General features: G+C 38.4%; 22 protein-coding genes and 1 tRNA gene. 6 read left to right on the plus strand and 17 right to left on the minus strand.

Going from position 1 to position 21,595, the window contains the following annotated elements:
- Positions 1-5 precede the first annotated feature (5 nt).
- Positions 6-1,160 (plus strand): molecular chaperone DnaJ, encoded by a 1,155-nt coding sequence (gene dnaJ, locus ADIARSV_RS14170; RefSeq protein WP_016196265.1) that lies wholly within the window; start codon positions 6-8, stop codon positions 1,158-1,160.
- Between the two features lie 53 nt (positions 1,161-1,213).
- Complete coding sequence (locus ADIARSV_RS14175) at positions 1,214-2,140, plus strand: Ppx/GppA phosphatase family protein (protein WP_016196266.1); 927 nt, start codon at positions 1,214-1,216, stop codon at positions 2,138-2,140.
- Here the strand turns inward: ADIARSV_RS14175 and ADIARSV_RS14180 are convergent.
- From ADIARSV_RS14180 to ADIARSV_RS20720, 12 genes are all read right to left on the minus strand, one after another.
- On the minus strand, positions 2,129-2,713 hold the full coding sequence (locus tag ADIARSV_RS14180) for a Maf family nucleotide pyrophosphatase (protein WP_016196267.1): 585 nt from the start codon (positions 2,711-2,713) through the stop codon (positions 2,129-2,131). The genes ADIARSV_RS14175 and ADIARSV_RS14180 overlap by 12 nt on opposite strands.
- 8 nt (positions 2,714-2,721) lie before the next feature.
- Positions 2,722-3,258, minus strand: coding sequence for a KdsC family phosphatase (locus tag ADIARSV_RS14185; RefSeq protein ID WP_016196268.1), 537 nt, complete (start codon positions 3,256-3,258; stop codon positions 2,722-2,724).
- A gap of 35 nt (positions 3,259-3,293) precedes the next feature.
- A complete protein-coding gene (locus tag ADIARSV_RS14190) occupies positions 3,294-4,055 on the minus strand; it encodes a Rossmann-like and DUF2520 domain-containing protein (RefSeq protein WP_016196269.1) in 762 nt (253 codons plus the stop codon).
- A 24-nt stretch (positions 4,056-4,079) separates the two neighbouring features.
- Positions 4,080-6,563, minus strand: coding sequence for a heme lyase CcmF/NrfE family subunit (locus ADIARSV_RS14195; protein ID WP_040300163.1), 2,484 nt, complete (start codon positions 6,561-6,563; stop codon positions 4,080-4,082).
- Positions 6,564-6,571: 8 nt separating this feature from the next.
- Complete coding sequence (locus ADIARSV_RS14200; protein ID WP_016196271.1) at positions 6,572-6,985, minus strand: cytochrome c maturation protein CcmE domain-containing protein; 414 nt, start codon at positions 6,983-6,985, stop codon at positions 6,572-6,574.
- Between the two features lie 127 nt (positions 6,986-7,112).
- Positions 7,113-8,534, minus strand: a complete 1,422-nt coding sequence (locus tag ADIARSV_RS14205) for a Glu/Leu/Phe/Val family dehydrogenase (protein ID WP_016196272.1) — start codon at positions 8,532-8,534, stop codon at positions 7,113-7,115.
- A gap of 10 nt (positions 8,535-8,544) precedes the next feature.
- Complete coding sequence (locus ADIARSV_RS14210; protein ID WP_016196273.1) at positions 8,545-8,757, minus strand: CcmD family protein; 213 nt, start codon at positions 8,755-8,757, stop codon at positions 8,545-8,547.
- A gap of 5 nt (positions 8,758-8,762) precedes the next feature.
- Positions 8,763-9,422, minus strand: coding sequence for a cytochrome c biogenesis protein (gene ccsA / locus ADIARSV_RS14215; RefSeq protein ID WP_016196274.1), 660 nt, complete (start codon positions 9,420-9,422; stop codon positions 8,763-8,765).
- Positions 9,423-9,534: 112 nt separating this feature from the next.
- Positions 9,535-9,822 carry a hypothetical protein gene (locus ADIARSV_RS14220; RefSeq protein WP_016196275.1) on the minus strand — a complete coding sequence of 96 codons (288 nt, stop codon included), beginning with the start codon at positions 9,820-9,822 and terminating at the stop codon, positions 9,535-9,537.
- A 338-nt stretch (positions 9,823-10,160) separates the two neighbouring features.
- A complete protein-coding gene (locus ADIARSV_RS14225) occupies positions 10,161-10,550 on the minus strand; it encodes a DUF2721 domain-containing protein (protein ID WP_016196276.1) in 390 nt (129 codons plus the stop codon).
- A 2-nt stretch (positions 10,551-10,552) separates the two neighbouring features.
- On the minus strand, positions 10,553-10,957 hold the full coding sequence (locus ADIARSV_RS14230; protein WP_016196277.1) for a DUF2721 domain-containing protein: 405 nt from the start codon (positions 10,955-10,957) through the stop codon (positions 10,553-10,555).
- A gap of 29 nt (positions 10,958-10,986) precedes the next feature.
- Entirely contained in the window at positions 10,987-11,526 is a 540-nt protein-coding gene (locus tag ADIARSV_RS20720) for a hypothetical protein (RefSeq protein ID WP_052017026.1), read from the minus strand.
- A gap of 84 nt (positions 11,527-11,610) precedes the next feature.
- Between ADIARSV_RS20720 and ADIARSV_RS14240 the strand changes: the two genes are divergently transcribed.
- Positions 11,611-13,233, plus strand: coding sequence for an ABC-F family ATP-binding cassette domain-containing protein (locus ADIARSV_RS14240; protein ID WP_016196279.1), 1,623 nt, complete (start codon positions 11,611-11,613; stop codon positions 13,231-13,233).
- 61 nt (positions 13,234-13,294) lie between these two features.
- Positions 13,295-13,367 (plus strand) — tRNA-Lys (locus tag ADIARSV_RS14245).
- A 99-nt stretch (positions 13,368-13,466) separates the two neighbouring features.
- On the opposite strand, the gene ADIARSV_RS14250 is transcribed toward ADIARSV_RS14245, so the two are convergent.
- Positions 13,467-13,829, minus strand: coding sequence for a hypothetical protein (locus ADIARSV_RS14250; protein ID WP_040300168.1), 363 nt, complete (start codon positions 13,827-13,829; stop codon positions 13,467-13,469).
- Between the two features lie 278 nt (positions 13,830-14,107).
- Here ADIARSV_RS14250 and ADIARSV_RS22910 point away from each other — a divergent pair, with 278 nt between their 5' ends.
- Positions 14,108-14,320: an IS66 family transposase gene (locus ADIARSV_RS22910; protein ID WP_016196280.1), complete on the plus strand. Its 213-nt coding sequence runs from the start codon at positions 14,108-14,110 to the stop codon at positions 14,318-14,320.
- Between the two features lie 160 nt (positions 14,321-14,480).
- Positions 14,481-14,696 (plus strand): IS3 family transposase, encoded by a 216-nt coding sequence (locus ADIARSV_RS20725; protein ID WP_016196281.1) that lies wholly within the window; start codon positions 14,481-14,483, stop codon positions 14,694-14,696.
- 66 nt (positions 14,697-14,762) lie between these two features.
- Here the strand turns inward: ADIARSV_RS20725 and ADIARSV_RS14265 are convergent, their stop codons facing one another.
- From ADIARSV_RS14265 to ADIARSV_RS14280, 4 genes are read right to left on the minus strand one after another with little or no spacing between them, the layout of a single operon-like run.
- On the minus strand, positions 14,763-16,331 hold the full coding sequence (locus tag ADIARSV_RS14265) for a sulfatase (RefSeq protein ID WP_016196282.1): 1,569 nt from the start codon (positions 16,329-16,331) through the stop codon (positions 14,763-14,765).
- Positions 16,332-16,335: 4 nt separating this feature from the next.
- Positions 16,336-17,859, minus strand: coding sequence for a sulfatase family protein (locus ADIARSV_RS14270; protein WP_016196283.1), 1,524 nt, complete (start codon positions 17,857-17,859; stop codon positions 16,336-16,338).
- 19 nt (positions 17,860-17,878) lie between these two features.
- On the minus strand, positions 17,879-19,405 hold the full coding sequence (locus ADIARSV_RS14275) for a glycoside hydrolase (protein ID WP_016196284.1): 1,527 nt from the start codon (positions 19,403-19,405) through the stop codon (positions 17,879-17,881).
- 4 nt (positions 19,406-19,409) lie between these two features.
- Positions 19,410-21,509 carry a sulfatase-like hydrolase/transferase gene (locus ADIARSV_RS14280; RefSeq protein ID WP_016196285.1) on the minus strand — a complete coding sequence of 700 codons (2,100 nt, stop codon included), beginning with the start codon at positions 21,507-21,509 and terminating at the stop codon, positions 19,410-19,412.
- Positions 21,510-21,595 lie beyond the last annotated feature (86 nt).

Genomic DNA, 21,595 nt, shown 5'->3' on the forward strand with positions numbered 1-21,595 from the left:
TAATTATGGCAAAAAGAGATTTTTATGATATTCTGGGTGTTACCAGAAGTTCTACTGCGGATGAAATAAAGAAAGCATACCGTAAGCTTGCAATAAAGTTCCATCCGGATAAGAACCCTGGTGATAATGCAGCCGAAGATAAGTTTAAAGAAGCTGCTGAAGCTTACGAAGTACTCAGCAGTCCTGAAAAAAAACAACGTTATGATCAATATGGTCATTCCGGTAATTCACCTCAGGGTGGCGGTGGTGGCCATATGAACATGGACGATATCTTCAGCCAGTTTGGAGATATCTTTGGTAGCGGTGGCAGTCCTTTTGACAGTTTCTTTGGCGGTGGTGGCGGACAGCAAGGTGGAAGCCGGCGTATGTCCCGCGGTAGTAACCTTCGCATTAAGGTAAAACTAACACTTGATGAAATTGCTAAGGGTGCCGAAAAGAAAATAAAAGTCAATAAACTTATCGTTTGCCGTACTTGTGATGGTACAGGAGCAAAAGATAAATCTTCTGTTCAAACTTGTAAAACTTGCGGTGGTAGTGGAGCGGTAAGGCGTGTGACGAATACTATTCTTGGTCAGATGCAGACTAGTGCAACCTGCCCTACTTGTAACGGAGCCGGAACACAAATTACATCTAAGTGTGACTCATGTCATGGTGAAGGCGTTATACGTGGTGAGGAAACAATTTCCATCAATATTCCAGCAGGAGTTAGTGAAGGAATGCAGCTTTCAATGGGCGGAAAAGGAAATGCAGCACCAAATGGCGGTATCCCCGGAGATTTAATCATCCTTATTGAAGAAATTCCACATGAATCCCTTCAACGTGAGGGTAATAATGTAGTTTACGACCTTCATATCAGTTTTATAGATGCAGCTCTTGGTGCTTCTGTTGAAGTCCCAACCATAGATGGAAAAGCAAAGATTAAGATTGAACCCGGAACTCAGGGCGGTAAAATTTTACGCCTAAAAGGAAAAGGTGTACCTGAAGTAAACTCGTATCACCGAGGCGATCAGTTGGTATATATCAATATCTGGACTCCAAAAGCTATTTCTAAGGATGAGAAAGAAATGCTTGAAAAACTTCAGGCCTCTCCTAATTTTAGACCACAACCTGGTAAAAATGAAAGAAGCTTCTTTGAAAGAATGAAGGAATACTTCGAATAAAAAAACATATTTTTAATTAAACCACCGTATGGTGGTTTTTTTTATCCTTTTTTATGAAAAAACAAATTGCAGTTCTTGATCTCGGTACGAATACCTTTCATTTATTAATTGCTGAACTTACCCAAGAGCAATCTATAAAAGAAATCTACATGGATAAAAAAGATGTGAAGTTGGGTGAAGGCGGAATTACGGCTGGACTCATTACAGCAGCTTCATTTCAAAGAGGTGTTGATGCCATGATAGCCTTTAAAAAAGTAATCGACAGTTATTCGATCACTTCGGTTTATGCTACCGGTACAGCGGCTTTAAGAACGGCTAGCAATGGAAATGATTTCATTAATAAGGTTAAAGAAGAAACAGGAATAACCATTGAAATTATTGATGGTGATCGCGAAGCCTCATTAATTTATAATGGTGTACAACAAGCGGTGCCTATTGATCAAAGCTCCCTGATACTCGATATTGGCGGAGGAAGTGCTGAATTTATTTTATGCAACCAGCAGGAAATTCTCTTTAAAAAAAGTTATCCTCTTGGTGCAGCCCGCTTAATGGCACTTTATCATCATTCTGATCCAATCCAGGAAAGCGATATCAACACTATCCATCAGTACCTCGATGAGCAGCTTGCTGATTTAAAATTAGCTGCTGCAAAATACAAACCGCAAATTTTAATAGGTTCTGCAGGAGCTTTTGAAACATTTGCAGACCTTGCAATAAAGAAATTTCAGCTCTCAGGCCGTCAATCTCTAATTGGTTACAAAGTATCAGTAGCGCATTTTCAATCCATTGTAAAGGACCTGATCCTATCTGACCATCAGCATAGAGTAGCTAACGTAACGATTAGTCCGGTGCGGGTTGATATGATTGTTGTCGCGGCTATTTTAGCGATATATGTATTGGATGAACTAAAAATCCCGGCTATTGCGCTCTCCACTTATGCCCTTAAGGAAGGATTGCTTTATGAAAAACTAAACGCTTAAAAGCTTTTTGATTTCCATAGCTAATCTGAATGTAGGCAAACCTACCACATTGGTATACGATCCGTCAATTTTTTCTATTGCGTTATGTCCTATCCATTCCTGGATTCCATACGACCCTGCTTTATCAAAAGGCTTATAGTTCCTGATGTAAAATAGGATCTCATCCGCACTTAATTCCCTAAAATACACATAGGTGATGTCATGAAAAACATGGATCTGGTGTTTATGTAGCAGGGCTACAGCAGTAATCACCTCATGTTTCCGTCCCGATAAAAGAGTAAGCATGTCGAAGGCATCCTGTTCATCTTTGGGTTTACCTAGAATCAAACCGTCAATGGTGACTATGGTATCCGCTGTGATCACGATTTCTGATTCATGCAGCACGTCGTCAAATGCCTCTGCTTTCTTCTGAGCAATATACAAGGCAACATCTGCAGGTTTAAGATCTTCAGGATAAGATTCATCCACATCTTTAAGAACCACTTTGAAATGGATATCCATTTGTTCCAGGAGTTCTTGTCTGCGTGGCGACTTTGAAGCTAAAATTATAGTTGGAGAAGGAGTTTCAGGCATAACAAAAATTAAGAAGAAGTGATCGTATCATCATGTGCAGAAGGATCAGGATCATACCATTTACCCTGAATTTTAAGCACCTTTTCAATCACATCCCGCACACATCCGGTACCTCCGGAATGAGCAGATATATAGTCGCTAATCATCTTTACCTCTTCAACGGCATCCTCCGGACAAGCACTTACACCTACCACTTTCATCACTGGCATATCCGGAATGTCATCTCCCATATATAATACACTCTCAGGAGCCAGATTATGCTTATCAATAAATTTTTGGTAGGCATCCAGCTTTCTGTCAATGCCCAAATGAATTTCAGTAACGCCAAGCCCGTTTAAACGAAATATAACACTAGCCGAATTTCCACCTGATATAATACAGATATGATAACCGCGTTTCACTGCCACACGCATGGCATATCCGTCTCTAACATTAAACTTCCTCAACTGATCGCCAGATTCAGTAACCAGAACAGTTCCATCTGTTAAAATGCCGTCAATATCCAGAATAAAGGCTTTAACGGCTTTAATTTTTGTTAAAAACATAAATGATGATCAAGTAAAAACGTGAATATAGCTTATTATTTGGAACGCATAATGCTGTTACTTAAGATTTCGTAAATATCTTTCAGATCAGGATAATTATTTAAAAGTTCTTTATGCCTGGCTAATGTAAGTAAGTCATTTCGTATGGCTGGTCCAGTTTGTACATCAGCAGGTGGATAATGCTGAATTTTAGCAGCCGTTTCTGCAATTAATGGCTTTAATAAATTGAAGTCAATACCTCTGTCCTGCAATATTTTTTCGGAAAGCGCATACAGGTGATTACTAAAGTTACAGGCAAATACGGCAGCAACATGTAACACACTCCTCTCCTCTGAAGACATTTCACAAGCCTGATTGCTTATTGTACCAGCCAGAGTAAATAGCACCTCCCCGACCTCCTGAGTGTTTCCCTCCACAAGAACAGGAACGGTCAAGAATCCGATACTTTTGTTTTTACTAAAAGTTTGAAGAGGATAAAAAACACCACAACGATCAGCATGAGCGGCTAACTGGTCCAACGATACTGTACCGGATGTATGAACAAGAATTTGATGCTTTAAATTCAAACCGGCAGCTACCTCTGAAATAAAGTCATCCTTAACCGCTATAATATAAATTTCGCCCTCCTGATCAATCTTTGTTAAATCGTCAGTTGCACTGGAATGCAAAATATCAGCTAAAACCTTTCCGTGAAGAAGGGTTTTGCTCCAAACTTGAAGAATCTGATGACCAGCTTCTTTAAGTGCGATTCCAAGATGAGTAGCCACATTTCCGCTACCTATTAGAACAACCTTCATGCCTGTATAACGTTAATCTCCTAACTATTTCGATTGGAGTTTTATTTCCTTTATTTCTTCTGGTTTAACTCTAATCTCTTTATTCCTTCTGAATATAGAAAGCAGAAATCCAACCATCATTAATATATTTCCAGCCCAGAAAAAGTTGATGAATGGAAATTTAATAGCTTTCAGTACCACCCATTTCTTTTCAGCTAAGGGCTTTTGATAAACCATAACTTCCAGTTTATTCTTGTCAGGAAGAACATTAGTGAAACGAAACTTCAGACCCGCATCCGCTACAGCCTTTCCGAAATCAAACTTATTTCCAGCTTTAAGTAAAAAGATAGGATCCACTTCATAGGTCTTGTTTTTAGCGATCACTTGAAGTGTAAGCGCAATCGCCACATCATTTTTCCCAAGAGGGATTTTTTCAACAGTGGCATTTCTATTAATCCCTTTAACTACAATTATTCCTTCGCGATATCGGATGGTATCCCCTAGCGCTACCTCGTAAGTAGCAGGTTGGTCGTACCCTTCGTCTGCCGAATGACCGGTATGGTCATCATGTTCAGCAGTTTCCGTTTTCAAAGGAACACTGCTCACATGGGTATAAATATCATGTAACAAGTAGTGACGTGTATCTGGAGAAGCCACAATAGTCTGCATTTTTGCATTCTGTTGTGCATTTGGATAAAGATCAAACTCCTCAATCACCTTACGGGTGGTCTGATTGATAGTCTTGTAGTTGATTTTATAATAGGTATTCACCCCTACTGTAGAGTCTCCTTTGTAAGTAACGGTATACTGATCCATGCGGACCGGCTCATTCTCATAAAGAATAATATTCTCCTTCGCATTATTGCTTTTGTCAAACTCTTCGCCAAAACCAACACCGGAAGTATTAATGGACACTACTTTACTGGTTGCAGCAGCTACAAGAGCCCCAAGTAAAAGGAAAGCAAAGCCAATATGAGCAATGGAAGCTCCTGCTAATTTCCACTTACCTTTAAGGGCGTCAATGAGAAAAGGAACATTACAGCACAGCGAAAATACAGCAGCAAAAGTAAGTATCACATACATCACGTTATGATACACATCAGCAACATAGGCAAACGCACTTGTAATCATCGCAGCCATGATGATGATCATAACCAGCTTGACGTAAAGCTTACGCGGATCAGTATTCTTATATTTAAGATACTGAGAGAAACCCGAAACCAAACTGATTACAATAGCAAAAGGTACCTGCCATTGATGATAGTGCTGAAAAACATTTGCTGGTGGAGCTATTTTTGTACCAAAAATAGCATTGAATACAGGAATTGACGTTGTTGCGATCACCTGGATACAGGAAACTGTTAACACTAAAGCACCAATGAAGAGCCAAAACTCACGCGAGTAGGTTTCTTCATCCTTTTTAGTGATTGGCAAATCCTTCCATCTTGCAATCAGAAAACCAATGGCAATAACGAAGAATACGAGCAGATAGGTTAATAAATGCCCAAACATGCCCAGATCCGTAAAGGAGTGAACCGAAGTTTCACCCAGTATCCCGCTTCTGGTTAAAAAAGAAGCATAAAGAACCAATACAAAACTGATCAGCACCAGGAAAGTAGCCGTGAAATAAGAATGACCGGAGTTTTTATACGCAATCATCACGTGCACTGCGGCAATCAACGTAAGCCAGGGAATAATGGAAGCGTTTTCCACCGGATCCCATGCCCAGAAACCACCAAAGTTTAAAGCCTCATAAGCCCAGAAAGAACCCATGATAATCCCAGTACCCAGTACCATTACCGCAAACAATGCCCATGGCAAGGCTGCCGTAACCCATTCCTTATATCGCTTTTGCCAAAGACCAGCAACGGCATAAGCAAATGGAACGACCATAGAAGCAAAGCCTAAAAATAAAGTTGGAGGATGAATAACCATCCAATAGTTTTGTAATAAAGGATTAAGTCCATTTCCATCAGGAATTAAATTTAAATAATCAGCTCTTGAAAAGATGGGTCCTTCTACAGCATCTCGTAAAAGAATAAATGGAGAGCTGCCTATTCGCAATCCAAGGACTTCTACACCCAATAACATAGAGGATATAAAGACCTGTGAAAGCATGATGATAGTCAACACCGGAGTTTCCCAGGTACGGGCACGCTGTATTAAAACGTTTGTAAGTACCGCTTGCCAGAACATCCACAACCAGAAGCTTCCCTCCTGGCCTTCCCAAAAACTAGATATTATATAATAAACAGGTAACGAGCGAGATGAATGCGCCCATGCGTAGTTATACTCGAAGTAATGACTGTATATAATGTAGAAAAGAGAAGCGCCAATTCCAACAACTGCGAAGGTATTAACCCATGCAGACAGACGTGCTATACGCTTCCAGGAATCGTCATTTGTATCTTTTACAGTAGCAAAGTAGTATGAAATGGCTGATATAAGCGCAGAACCAAAAGTAAGTATAATGAAGAATTGCCCAAGTTTCCCTGGTAGCAGGTGTTCTCCCGCAAATTGTATATCCATTTAAAAAATTATCTGTTTAAGGCAGCTGTGTGTTCAACTTCCTGAACTTCCATTTTGTCCTTATTGTACTTGGAAGGACATTTCATTAGAATTTTAGAGGCACTAAACTCATTACCAATCATTTTTCCGGTCAGCACAACCTCCTCAGATCGTTCAAAATCCTGAGGTTTAGCACCAGAAAAAACTACTTTGCATTCTTTACCCTGTTTATCTACTAAATAAAAAGCAAAATAATTGGCATCCACTTTCGGATTATATATCAGCTCCTTACTCTTGTTTAGCGTTCCCACTACATGGAGCTCAGTTTGACTTTCTTTGGCATCAGTAAAAGAGCCATAAGTGCTTGAATCTGCGTACGTACTTATAATAACCCCTATAGCGATGGCAATAATTATAATACCAACAATAGAACTTTTTTTCATTGAATCCCCGGTCTAACTATTCATTAAATAGAATAACGTCAAAAATACAAAACAGGAATCATTTGTACCAAATTATCGGTCCTCAAATGTCATCTGAAATCAATACTCCTAAAAATTTTACATTAAACTAAGGCCAGATTCCCATATTCATGTACGAAACAGCAACTTTATTAATGGCTCCTACAAAAGCAGCTGTTCGCAAATCGTTTATGTTTTTATTTCCCATCTTGATCTCTCTGATCTCATGATAAGAACGAACCATAGTTTCCTCTAATCCGGAATTAACTAATTCCAGTTCGGAAGGACCTTTAACAATTAGTCCCCTTTGTTCCAGCGTCAAATTCATGCCTGTCATTTTCTCCACCATCGATACCAGGTTTGAATTGGCATTTTCCTCATAACGTTTGTCCATTCTTCCAAAAGCAACATGAGAAAGGTTTTTCAACCATTCAAAATAGGATACCGTTACCCCTCCTGCATTACAATACATATCCGGAATAATGATTCCTTCATTTTTTACAAATAGATGAGCAGCTTCAGGTGTGGTAGGTCCATTTGCAGCTTCAGCAATAATTTTAGCTTTAATCCGGCCGATGTTGGTGATCAGGATCTGATTTTCTAACGCAGCAGGAACAAGAATATCACATTCCTGCTCTAAACCTTCAGCTGAATTTATAAATTCCTTTTGAGCTCCTGGAAAACTTAATATAGTGCCTGCCTCTTTTCGGTGAGCAACAACAGCTTCAAGATCAAGACCATTTTCATTGTAAACAGCCCCTTCATATTCGCAAAGGCCTACGATAATAGCACCTAGTTCAGCTAGATATTTAGCGGTATGGTAACCTACATTTCCCAGTCCCTGAACAATAACACGTTTATTGATAAGTCCTGGTGTAAGTCCCAACCTTTTCATATCCTCGGTCACATTCATACATTCTCGGATAGCAAGAGCTACCCCTCTTCCTGTTGCCTCACGGCGACCATGGATCCCATGCAAAGCAATTGGTTTTCCGGTAACACAACCCATTGCGTCCAGTTGTCCGGGATTCATCGTGTTATACGTATCAGCAATCCAGCTCATTTCTCTTTCACCCGATCCGTAATCTGGTGCAGGAACGTCAATAGCAGGACCAATAAAATTCTTTTTAACCAATTCTACTGTATATCTCCGGGTAATGTTTTCCAGTTCAGCTACAGAATAATTCTTCGTATTAATTTTTATTCCCCCCTTAGCGCCACCAAAAGGAACATTTACGATAGCACATTTGTAAGTCATAAGGGCAGCTAATGCCATTACCTCATCCTCATTCACCATATCACTGTAACGGATTCCACCTTTGGTAGGCGACATATGGTGCGAATGTTCCACTCTCCAGGCATCAATAACCTGTACGCCGTTTCCTTTGCGAATCGGAAAACGAAACCGATAAACACTGTTACAAGTTTTGATCTGGTCGAGCAAGCCTGCTGAGTGATTAGTAAATTGAGAGGCATGATCGAAAAATGAGCATACATCATTGAAAAAATTTGTAGTTGGAATCGAAGACATAACAGGAAGATTAATTCTTTTTTTCAAGCTTTTTGACTTTTCTGTCGATAGAAAACAGATAGCCAATTAAAGCCAATAGTATAATTGTAATAACAGCAACCACCACATAGATTTTACCCGATGAACGTAATTCATCAGCCATTTCAACACCCGAAGTTGATTGTGCCAGAGATGAGACTGCTGTAAATAGAACCATAGTGGCAGTAACGAAATATTTTCTCATCTGTTTTAATTAAGTTGTTTGTTTTGAAGTTTACGTAGACGATACTGAATAGTAGCAATCCATACACCGATTAAAATCCATCCGATACAGGCCGGATAAAACACCATTCTCATGCGCGAATCAAGGTCATAGGAGCTAAACCCAGGATTGCCTCCATTACCCGGATGCAAAGAATCGGTTAAACGAGGAAGGATAAAAAGTAATACAATCATAACCGGGAAAGCAAAAATATTATATACCGCAGAGATGCGGGCGCGTTTTTGCTCCTCCTCCAGGGAGTTTCTTAGCACCAGATAAGCCAGGTACATCAATGTAGAAATGGCTGCACTATTCATTTTAGGATCATTAGGCCATGGAGAACCCCAGGTGTAATTCCCCCAGATCATACCGGTTACCAAGCCTAGAAATCCGAAAACAACACCCGTATTTACGCATTCAACAGCAAGTAAATCATGGTTTTCATTTCCCGAGGAAAGGTATTTAATGCTATATATAACTGATATTAAATACAATATAACCATGGTAAACCACATGGGCACATGGAAATAAAGATTACGAATGGTTTCGTGCAAAATGGGCAGTTCGGGAACCGATCCCAGCATACCCGACCATACCGAATAGATAACAAGAACTGAGGCTAATATCTTCCACCAGTTTTCTTTCATATACTTAACATTTAGGTATCAAAGGTATAAAAGTACAGCAAGCTTCAAAAAATAAAACGAAAAAGCCCGAACTGTTTAATGTCCGGGCTTTTCATTATTACAATGAGATGCGTTAAGCTACCTGAGAATTAGTTTGATCTACTGAATCCAGTTCAAAAACCGCTAATTTATTCAAAAGATTATAATGAAGAGTGCCGTAAAAGCTGACCAAACCGTCTTTGCCCTTACCTACAATGATCACTTTTTCCTTGATCGTTTCTTTATTTAAGAGTTTCTTTTCAGATAATATAAGCTGCTCATCCTGAATAGTAAAATCGGAAGGATCAACTGCATATTCTTTTAAGAGCTCTGTAAAGCTAAAACCGTTTAATAATGAATCTTTTAATTTAATGTTCCCCATAACTAGATGCTGTTTTTTGTGTTGATACAGAATTTCCTACTCTGATCGACAGGTAAAACTCAATAGCCTAACCTGAATTTCTTGAATCAGAATGCAAGGTATTTAAAATAAAGAGAATAAAAAAGAAAGTATATAAATAACACCGGTAATTGTGAAATTTTGACGGCTATATGACCTTTGATGTTAGAGACACTGAGGAGCTGTGTAGGGGTCAACTTCGATGCTTGTTCGCTCCTGCTGGCTTAGTGCACCCTTGGTGCTTCGCCTAGGGACGGAAGAGCAAGCCAGAACGAAGCAGTATGATACGGGGATACCATATAGCTAAATCCTTCGCGACCTCAATCACACACGTCTTTTACTACTATCTTTAATGCTTCAGCGGATAACACAACTTCCATGAAGGATAAGTATAATGCGATAACTAATAGTACGCTGCTTAATCCAAGAAAGACCTCACCAGCTATCATCCAGTTATTTAAGAGCATAAATACACTTATGGTGCAGAAACAAAAACTAAGACTGCCGAAAGCCTGCATATTTTTTATGAAGTAAATTCGCTTCCTTAAATTCCTGATCTGGATCAGCAATCCCTCATTTTCAAGAATTGTATATTGTTTATAAAGTGTTCGTGCCAAATTGGAAAGATAGGCCAGTTTAGCCGTGTAGGCCAGCAAAATAAGGGATGTTGCCGGAAACAAAAGCATGGGTGTCGTAAGGGAAATTGCCATTTTTACTTTCCTTTCATTAATTCTTCCAGGTCGCTTAATTCTATTTCCAGGGCATGAACAGAGATTTGTATTTCGCGGAAAGAGATATAAAGAGACATCATCAGTAAAAATAAACTGAATCCAAAAATGTATTCTGCCAATAACTCCTGCGAAATATAAACCAGCCACATGGAAACAACGCACAGTAGAAATGCCATAATGCCGCATGCTTGCATGTTTCTTACCTGCATAATACGCTTACGGATATTTTGAATCTGACCGATCAGGTTCGGGTTTGGACTTTCAACATATTGAGTTTTAAGGCTTCTAATAAGTCCCGCTAAAGCAAGAAATCGATTTGTATACGCTAGAAGCAACAAAGCTATTGCCGGAAACAGCATAGCCGGAGTACCTAAAGATAATTCCATTATGATTAAAATCAGCTGTAAAATTACACTTATTCTTGGTTAAGCAGGATTAAATACTTTTTTCCTCTGGATTGGAGAGCAGCAGATCCGCTTTTCATCAGGAGTTCTATCTGCAGCTTCAACTCCCCTTCAATCCAATCTTCTTCATTCCTTAAGTAATAAAGGATCTCTATGCAATTAGCTTTAACTGCTACGGGGATCTTTCTTTCGATAAGCCATTCCGAAGTTTGATTGATAATGGCAGATAGAGACGAACCTGTAGGTGGGTGACCCTTTCTGATGAGCAGCAACAGTAACTTGGTGTAATGTCTTCGGCAGCTATTGTGTTTTTGAAGGGGATAGTAATTAAAGAATAATAGCTGGTCATCAGCTGAGGGAAAAGATGAAAAAAGAATATATTCTAACACCCATGCTGCTCTAAAAGCAATTTTAGGTTCTTTATGGAATGAGCTAATCTCCAGCAGAACGGGTACTACAGATTGCTCCCTTTTGCATAATTCTGCTAGTTTAACCATCTTAAGCTTCGTTAAGGGCAGAAATAATTGCTTTTCAAGCTGAATCTTATCCATAAATATCATCCAAAAATAAAACTTTTTTAGCCTTCTGCCATATGCTATTCCAATTTCTTACCTTTGCACCTCATTTATTTATGCATGATTACAGTATCCAATCTATCCTTACGCTTTGGTAAACGTACACTTTTTGAAGATGTTAACCTTAAATTTACGCATGGCAACTGCTATGGAGTAATCGGTGCAAACGGTGCCGGTAAATCTACCTTTATGAAAATCCTTTCCGGTGAGATTGATCCAAGCAGTGGATCGGTTGGTTTTACTCCGGGAGAGCGCATGGCTGTGTTAACGCAGGATCACTATGCATTTGATGAAGTACCGGTGATAGAAACCGTCATGGTTGGCCATAAAGAGCTTTATAGCATCATGAAGGAAAAGGATGCTTTATATGCAAAGGAGGATTTTACTGATAAAGATGGTGAACGCGCCGGAGAGTTAGAAAATATATTTGCTGAAATGGATGGTTGGAACGCAGAAAATAATGCGGCAACCATGCTGAGTAATCTGGGTATCAAAGAAGATCTTCATTATAAGCTGTTAAAAGAGCTTGATGGAAATCAAAAAGTACGCGTGTTGCTTGCTCAGGCCCTATTCGGTAATCCCGATATTCTATTATTGGATGAGCCTACGAATGACCTGGATATAGATACCATTGCCTGGCTGGAAGAATTTCTGGCTAATTATGAAAACATCGTATTGGTGGTATCGCATGACCGTCACTTTCTGGATACGGTTTGTACGCATATCGTAGACATCGATTTTAGTAAGATGAGTATCTATTCGGGTAACTATTCTTTCTGGTACGAATCAAGTCAGTTGGCCTTACGTCAGCGTTCCGATCAAAATAAAAAGACAGAGGAAAAGGTTAAAGAGCTTCAGGAATTTATACGGCGGTTTAGTGCGAATGCGTCCAAGTCTAAACAAGCAACAAGCAGGAAGAAGGCTTTGGATAAGATAAGCATCGATGAAATTAAGGCATCTAACAGGAAGTATCCAGGCATCATGTTTAACAATATGACGCGTGAAGCAGGTGATCAGATTTTACAAATTGAAAACCTTAAGAAAGTTTCAAACGGCGAAATCTTGTTTTCCGGAGTTGATATTCTGGTTAATAAAGGGGATAAAATTGCGATACTTGCTTCAAATAGTCTTGCTACAAGCGCATTCTATAATGTATTAAGCGGAAGAGATCCTGATTATACGGGCAGTTTCAAGTGGGGTACTACCATTAATGTGGCTGATATTCCTAATGATAGCTCTACTTATTTTGAAGGTAAGAATGACAACCTGGTTGATTGGCTGAGGGAATATTCGGATGGAGATAAAGATGAACAGTTCATCCGTGGTTTTCTGGGAAGAATGCTCTTTTCGGGAGAGGAAGTTTTGAAAAAGGCAAGTGTGCTTTCCGGTGGGGAAAAGATGCGTTGTATGTTTTCGAAGATGATGCTTCAGCAGGCAAATATGCTCCTTTTTGATGAACCAACGAATCATTTAGACCTTGAATCGATTACTGCATTGAACAATGGGATGAACGATTTCAGAGGTTCTATCCTATTTACATCCCGAGATCATGAATTAACGAACACGGTTGCAAATCGTATTATTGAGCTTACGCCGAACGGAATCATCGATAAACTAATGACTTACGATGAATACATCAGCAGTGAAGTGGTTAAAAAACAACGTGAGGATTTATATTCTTAACAAATAAGTAAATTATGGTTGCAAAAGACAAGAAAAAATCGTTTCTTTGCAGCCACAATGAGACTTGGTAGCTCAGCTGGTAGAGCAACTGACTCTTAATCAGTGGGTCGAGGGTTCGAACCCCTCCCAGGTCACTTGAAAAAAAAGCCCTTTTTGGTAACGAAAGGGCTTTTTTGGCTTATATTGGCCGTTTTTAGGGTCTGTTGGGATTGAGAAAGGCAACCGCCGTTTCGTCAGGATTTACATAGTTTTTGATCAATCGACATCACACCATGCTCACACAGGGATATGATAAATCGGCTTAAGTAATGTTTACGTTCATTTATCGTCGATGGCTTTAACCGAAGTGAAACCAGGTGAGCAAGAAACTGTTTCACAAGTTCTCCGATGGGGCCATTCAGCAAGATCCGTTCCTTGTTATTCACCAGGGTGCCAGTATCGTAGAACTCACAGAGCACGTTGATGATCTTTACCACGTCCTTGTCACGCTTGGAAAGAGTAGCATAATCGAACTCACCAAACTGGCTGATCAGATATTGCCTGCCGATAGCGGAGGTAAATTCAGTAATGCCCTGAGTACTTAGATGACGATACATTCGCCGCCAGTAAACGCTATACCATATGATGGTATTTGGGGTCCTTAGCAATATTGTTCATCAACACTTCGCCTGCATCTGAAATGAGCTGGTCGAAGGGTGTCCGCATTTTTTTCATAGCTATTGCTTTAATGATCGCTGTATTGCGGTCTTCGTTACAACAGCTATAATTATGTAAAGTGCTTTACTTCAAAACAAAGCCTAAGATTGGATTTTACCCTTTACTTTACATAACCCTCAGCTATGCATAACCCAATTAATGTAAAGCTTTACATAAATTGGGAAGAAAAAATTACCTGTTTGCCGGATCACATGAAGCAGCCCAACGGGCAGCCATGCTGTACTCTTTTATGGATACCTGCAAAAAAAATGGTGTCAATCCTTTTGAATGGTTAAGGAATTTACTGACCAGAATCCCTGACCACCACGCTAATAAACTGGAACAGCTCTTACCTCAAAACTGGAATAATAGCATTAATACGGGAGATTAGTGTAGTTAGCCGTTGGCTTACGATACAGTAATACCCGCATTTAAAATGGCTAAAAGCGTAAGGCCGATAACACAAAAGCTCATTTTCATTCTGATCGAGGAGTCCAGTATACAATGAATTAAGGTGTCTATTGGAAAAAAATCCATTCATTATCCGAAGTATGAGCAGAAAGGAAAATTGCAGGGACAATGCAGTGGCAGAGAGCTTCTTTAAAACACTTATAGCTGAATGCGTTTACCAGTATAAATTCAAAGACGAACAACAGGCAGCACTAATAATTTTTAAATATATAGAGACCTGGTACAACCGTAAAAGATTACATTCTACACTGGGATATTTATCTGCAGAAGAATTTGGAAAAAAGTTAAATAAATAAAACATTGCCGCTTAACTAAATGTTAACTTTATTGTTGAAATTCCAGTTTTATTGTTTACTAAAATATTAATCTATAGTAGGAATACTTCCCCACCAATCTTTGTTAGGTTTCCAGTCCTTATTTAACATATTTCTACGTTGTTCTTCAAGTTGTTTGATATTTTTCTCCATTGATTTTGAGACAGCATCTTTTTCTTTTGCTGCATCATACAAGGGATCCTTTTTAGGATATTGAGCTCCAACTTCTTTAAGCCAGTTCAATAAAGTATTCGACATTTCTGCAGTACGCTTAGGGGCACTTTTGGCTAAATTGTTGTCTTCGTGAATATCTTTTGGTAAATTATAAAGCTCATCATGTCCGTCTTCCCAAAAATGAATCAGTTTCCAATCGCCTTTACGCATCATTGAAACAGGTCTTCCGCCTTGATTTCCATAATGTGGGTAGTGCCAATATAATGGACGTTCTGCTAATGTTGCTCCTTTTAATACTGGAACAATACTTTTACCATCTTTATGATTATTGGGCCGTAAAGGCAAACCGGCCAAATCAAGAATAGTTGGATAAAAATCGCTTCCTGCAACAGGTATATTATTCTTTTCTCCGTGTTGATTCATCCATGGAACACTTAACATATAAGGAACTTTTATCCCACCTTCCCACTGGTAACCTTTACCTCCTTTTAGCGGAAGGCAATTGGTTGAATAACTATCGCCCGAAGTTACTCCGCCATTATCTGAGGTAAAAATAACGATGGTATTTTTTTCTAAACCATTATCTTTAAGTGTTTTTAAAACCATTCCAACGGCATCATCCATTGTTTCTATTAAACCTGCGTACACCGGGTTATCCTGATATTTGCGCATGGGCAATAGATCGCCTTTTTCAAATCCTTTATCGGCAATGCCCATTTTTTCTGCCTTATCGCGATATTTACTCCATTTCTCATTTGATGTTTGTATTGGTCCATGTACCGCATAAAACGATAGGTATGCGAGAAAGGGTTTATCTTTTGATGCTTTAATAAAAGCAGATGTTTCTTTAGCTAACCGCATGCTCAGATTTTCACCATTTTCATGATTTTCGAGTTTTGGATTTTTAAAAGGTGAAAAATATCCCCCTACAGGACTACCAGCGCTAAATCCACCTTTGTTAATATCAAATCCAAAATTTTCGGGATAATAACCTTCCTCTCCCAGGTGCCATTTGCCTGCGAAAAAGGTGGTGTAACCTGCACTTTTTAAAGCCATAGGTAATGTGACTACATCGGTATCCATATGCTGTTTATATTCTGCTGGAAGAAGTTGGGTTAAGCGATCTTTTTTACGCCACTCCTCTCCTGCTGGAGAACCAATCCAATCGGTAATACCATGTCTGGCTGTAAACTGCCCAGTCATAATTGTGGCTCTAGAAGGACTGCAAACCTGACAGCCGGCATAGCCGTTGGTAAAAACCATCGCTTTATTTGCAATAGCGTCAATATTAGGGGTTTCGTAATATTGACTGCCCATACAGCTTAAATCAGAGTATCCTAAATCATCGGCCAAAATGAAAAGGATATTGGGTTTCTCCACTTTAGGTTTTTGTTGTGCATGGCATGTTGCGGCTGTTAAAAGCATTAAAAATAGTCTCTTCATTTTTTTAATTTTTATTTTTTTTACCTCTTAAAGTTTCGTAAGTTGAAATCATTTCTTTTAATTTTTCGGGATTAGATTTAGCCAGATTCTGATATTGCCCCAAATCAGTTTTTAAATTAAAAAGCTGATAATCGGGAGAATTTCCAACCTCAATTTGCACAGGTTCAAGAATAGCTGGACCAGCATAAGGAGGTATCATCAACCAATCTCCTTTTCTTAAAGCTGTTTTTGTATTCGCCTCAATAACTAAGGCATTTCTTCCTTCATCACTCTTCCCTAAAATGGCTTCTAATAAATTGTTGCTATCGGTATTTATTTGCGAAGCACCTGTAAGTTGAGCCAGCGAATTCAATAAATCTAACTGACAAACTAAAGCATCAGAAACGCCGTGTTTTACTTTGTTTTTCCAATAAATCATAAAAGGGATACGTACTCCGCCTTCGTAAAGACTGTATTTCCCTCCCTTTAACACACCGGCAGGTTTATGAACGCCAAGTTTCTCTACCGCCTCATCATCATAACCATCGTTTAAAACCGGTCCATTATCACTCGAAAAAATCACTAAGGTATTATCCAAAACATCTTCATTTGTTAGGGTTTTCATCAATTCACCGATAGTCCAATCGGCTTCTAAAATAACATCACCACGTGGGCCTAAACCAGATTTACCAACAAACCTAGGATTTGGTGTACGTGGTACATGAGGTTGTTGCATTGCGTAATACAAAAAGAATGGTTTAACCTTATTATTTTTAATATAATTTTCGGCTTCGTTTAAAAAATGGTCAGACATGGTGGTGTCTTGCCAATTAGCAGATTTACCGCCTTTAACATAACCAATTCTAGGAATTTCGTTTATAATGCTATTGTTATGCCCATGGTGCCATTTCATTCTGGTCAACTCAGGATTATCTTTTCCTGTAGGCTCTCCTGCGAAATTTTTATTGTAATTTACCTGTATGGGGTCATTTTTACCGAGCCCAACAACGTCGCCATTTTTAATATAAACGGTTGGCACTCTATCTTGAGTTGCCGCCATTATGTACGAGAAATCAAACCCTACCTCGTTTGGTCCTGGCGAAATGTGTTGGTTCCAATCAATTTCTCCGTTGCCTAAACCTAAATGCCATTTACCAACAATGCCTGTTGTGTAGCCCTGCGATTTTAACATTTTAGGCAAAGTTTGTTGTTCGGCAGATATTAGCAAAGGTGCTGTACCGGGTAAAATTTTTGCATCTTTATTACGCCAAGGGTATGATCCAGTTAATAATGCGTACCTACTAGGCGTACATGTTGAAGATGAAGCGTACGCATTTGTAAATCTTAATCCGCCATTTGCAATTTTATCGATATTAGGTGTGTTTAAACCTAAACTGCCGTAGCAACTTAAATCGCCATAACCTAAATCATCTAAATAAATAATAACAATATTAGGTTTAGCATTTTTTACCTGAGCATAATCCTTTTCCGAAAAAGAAGAGAAAGCAAAAACTACTGTAAAAATGATTAAAAACTTGTAAATCTTCATAAGATTTGCTTTTAAAACCTTAATAATAACCAACTATGGTAATAATTGATTGTTTAGGAATACTAATTTGTTGCTTTTGATTAGATGGTATAGGCGAAAGATTAGCTTCTGCCGATGTCTGATAAACTTGATAATTTTTAATTTTCACCTTGTTAACTATAATATCTAACGTTTGAATTATATCTGAATTATCTATAATTACATTCACGATTTGATTTGTGTCCGGATTTATAAAAGAAGAACACAGCAAAGAATCGGATCCGCTAAACTGATTGCTAACTCTTACAAATCCTGGTCTAATAAAACGGCTATAATTGCCAAAAGCCCAAAGCATTTTGCTATCCGTAAAATTTCCATCTGCTTTATTATTATCAATATAAACCAAGCCATCTTTAAAATTGTATGAAGAAATAGCTGTCCACCATTGCCAAGCGGTTGCGTTTGCGTTCACTAAATCGTTGTGAATCACTTTTGCTATGTAAAAAGCCGCTGTCATTCCTAAGTCTTTCCCGCTTCCTTTTATTTCTCCATCATTATTCCCTAAAATACAATATTCACTCATCCAAAATCTTAATCCGTCCACTTTGGAAACCTCATCACTCAGTTTTTTCCGTAAGTTTGCGGCTTTATGATAAGGCGACGTGGTAAAATAACTATGGCCTGCTATTACCTTTTCTACATGTGTCAAATTATATAATGATGTGTCGTGTTTGAAAAAGTATGCTATTTGCTTGCCTTTTTCTGGTTTATCTGCCTCTGCTACTAAATAATCTAATTTTCCTGCTTCGGGAATGATGATTTTAGTATCGATGTTGTGCTGCTCAAAATCGGTATCCATTATCTTAACCAAATCATTTATCTGCAGGTTAGTGTACGGATTCCCTTCCTGTCCTCCATCTTTCCAATCCCATTGTGGCTCATTTACCGGACTGATATAATTTAATTGGAAACCATTTTTCGCCAATCCTTTAATTGCATCAACGGTGTATTTACTAAAAGCAGGATATTGGTCTGCTGAAATATTGATTTTCCCATCTGATGAAAATGCCAGCCCGTTTTTAGTGAATTTTACTGGTGGACTATTAAAAAATCCGAGAAAATTATTCAAACCTCTTTCTTTTGCAGCTTTTAAAAACCACTGTTGCCCTTTTTGTTTTGTGAAATCATATTCTCCTTTAGCATCAAAAAAAGATTCTGCTCTACGCCATTCATTTTTAATCTTGCTTTCGCTACCCTGTTCAGTACTTCCAGCCCCTAAATTAAAACGCCATAAAGAAAGTCCTATTCCTTTGGGAATACCATCTTTATCCATTTCGGTGCTGAACAATAAATCTGCAATAGCATTTTTTTTATTAGCAGGCCAAAGCCCCACAAACTGCCCTGCCCAAGCATCAGAAGCACCAAAATTTTCAATAGTTTGCTTTTTCGAATTTATATTTACCTCCAGTTTTAAAACTCCATTGGATTTTATCTGAGATTGTGCAAAAACTGAAAAAATAAAAAATTTAACTAAACAAGTCAATGTTAAGACCCTAAAAAGCACCATAAAACTATTTATTAGCATAAGTGTTTTTCATCAAGTCCACATTTTGTTCGCCTTGTTTAAAGCAAGTAAAATGTAAAACTTCATCTCCTTTTTTCACTCCTTTTTTATAATACAACTTAAAATGATGATAGCCTTTTGCTAAATTAAGTATTTCTGATTTTTGCTCAGCTTGGTAGTTAAAATCTTCATCAATCAGGGCAATATCATGTAATCTCAAAAAAGCTTTACCAGTTGTTTGTAAGCCAAAAGTATAAGTTCCATCTTCGGGGATTAAAACGTAAGCATCAAACAAAACTGCATTTTGGTTTGAGTTTTCTAGTCTTATGTTATTAACCACTATTGCATTTGAAAAATTGGTTGGTGCACTTATCCACGAAGTTTCATTCTGGTAAACTGTTTCACGCAAGCCTTTGATTAATCCATCTACATTATCAGCTGGGATTAATGCGTTATCATAAGGTCTTTTGGCTCCGCTGTCCGCCAATCGCATTTGCAGTGCTCTGGCTTTTAGATTACTTTGTAACCTACTTAAATTTTGTATTTTCGCTAAATTGACAATCTGTTTAGGGTCTTTACGGATATTATAAATCTCAAAATCATCCGCAGCTGATTGTATATTATACCTCACGGCTACAGTATCGCCTAAGCGTATCATTTGCATTTGTTTCCTTACCCTGTTTCTGTGCGAAACATCAAAAGCTTCGTAGTTAGGCGTTTTCCCATTTTCAAAATACTCAATATAAATCTGGCTATCTTTCTGTTTTCCCTTGCCAGTTAATAATGGCAATAATGAAATACCGTCTGAGCGTACAGGACTTGATAACCCGGCAACATCTAAAAAAGTAGCCATCCAATCGTAAGAAATACTTGGTTTATCAATCACCATTTTGGATTTGATGTGGGTAGGCCAATAAGCTATTGTAGGCATTCTTACACCTCCTTCCCAAACATCTCTTTTTATTCCATCGTAGAGACCAGAACTTCCGAAAAAAGTAGGATTATATTCAACATGATTTTTCGGCAAATACGACTCTCTAGATGGCCCGTTATCCGAAGTAAAAATAACCAAAGTGTTTTTGTCGATTTTTAAATCTTTTAACAGCATCAATATATCATGCACCTGATTGTCAATTCTTTTGGTAATGGTTGCATAACGCTTATAAGTATCAGGCCAAGGCACTTCTGAAGTTAATGGATTATTATCATCGTCATAAGTTGCATTTGCATATTCAGTATCCATCCATGAGTCTGGAGTTCCATTTGCTGTATTGATTATTTTCCCAGCCTTACCTGTCCATTGCAAACCGCCTTTTAAACCAAAACCTTTTGGATAAGCCTGCGTTGGCAATTCTAAAACAGCATGTGGAGTATCATAGGCTAAATACATGAAAAACGGTTTCGCTTTATCGTTTCTTTGACTATGCTTTACTATATATTTTTTTGCGGCAGCGGTAAATAAATCGCCGGTATAGCATTTATCTAAATCATTGCTAATTTCTTTATAGCCATCATAAACTTCTTTTTTTCCTGTATAAATCCCCTCTTTTGGGTAATGCTCATGTCCGTCGCCATGTCGGATGTAACCCATATATTCATCAAAACCTCTTTTTAAAGGATGTGCAGGCCATTCTGTTGCATCTTTAATTTTTCCGTTTCCTTGTAAGCCCCATTTACCAATAGCCGTGGTAGTATATCCAGCCATTTGCATCACATTTCCAAGCGTATAATTATTGGCCAAAGCTTTATCAAATTGATTGTCTCGAACGTTGGCATGTCCTTGACTTTGCCCCAGTAATATCGAAGAACGTGAAGGCGCACAGACAGGCGCCGCACAATATTGCTCTAAAGTTGCCCCCTTCTTAGCCATTTCATCCAAATATGGAGTAATGGTAAAAGGCCTATTTCGTTGATTGGCCAATCTCCGCTGATCCTGAAAAAACACTCCCACATCGCCCACCCCTAAATCATCCAATAAAATAAAAATTACATTAGGTTTAGTTTTTGGTTTTGCATCAGCATCTTTTATTATCTTGGCAAATGAAATATTTTGCGCCAAAAGTAACGTGATTACAAAAATCTTATATTTTGCTTTTTTAAAAATCATCTTCTAAATTAAATTTTGTCAATCTCTTTATTACACCAGCATTTTGGGCATTTTTACACGCTATCCGCTATAGTCCCGATGAAAAA

The organism is Arcticibacter svalbardensis MN12-7, from assembly GCF_000403135.1.
GTDB lineage: Bacteria > Bacteroidota > Bacteroidia > Sphingobacteriales > Sphingobacteriaceae > Arcticibacter > Arcticibacter svalbardensis.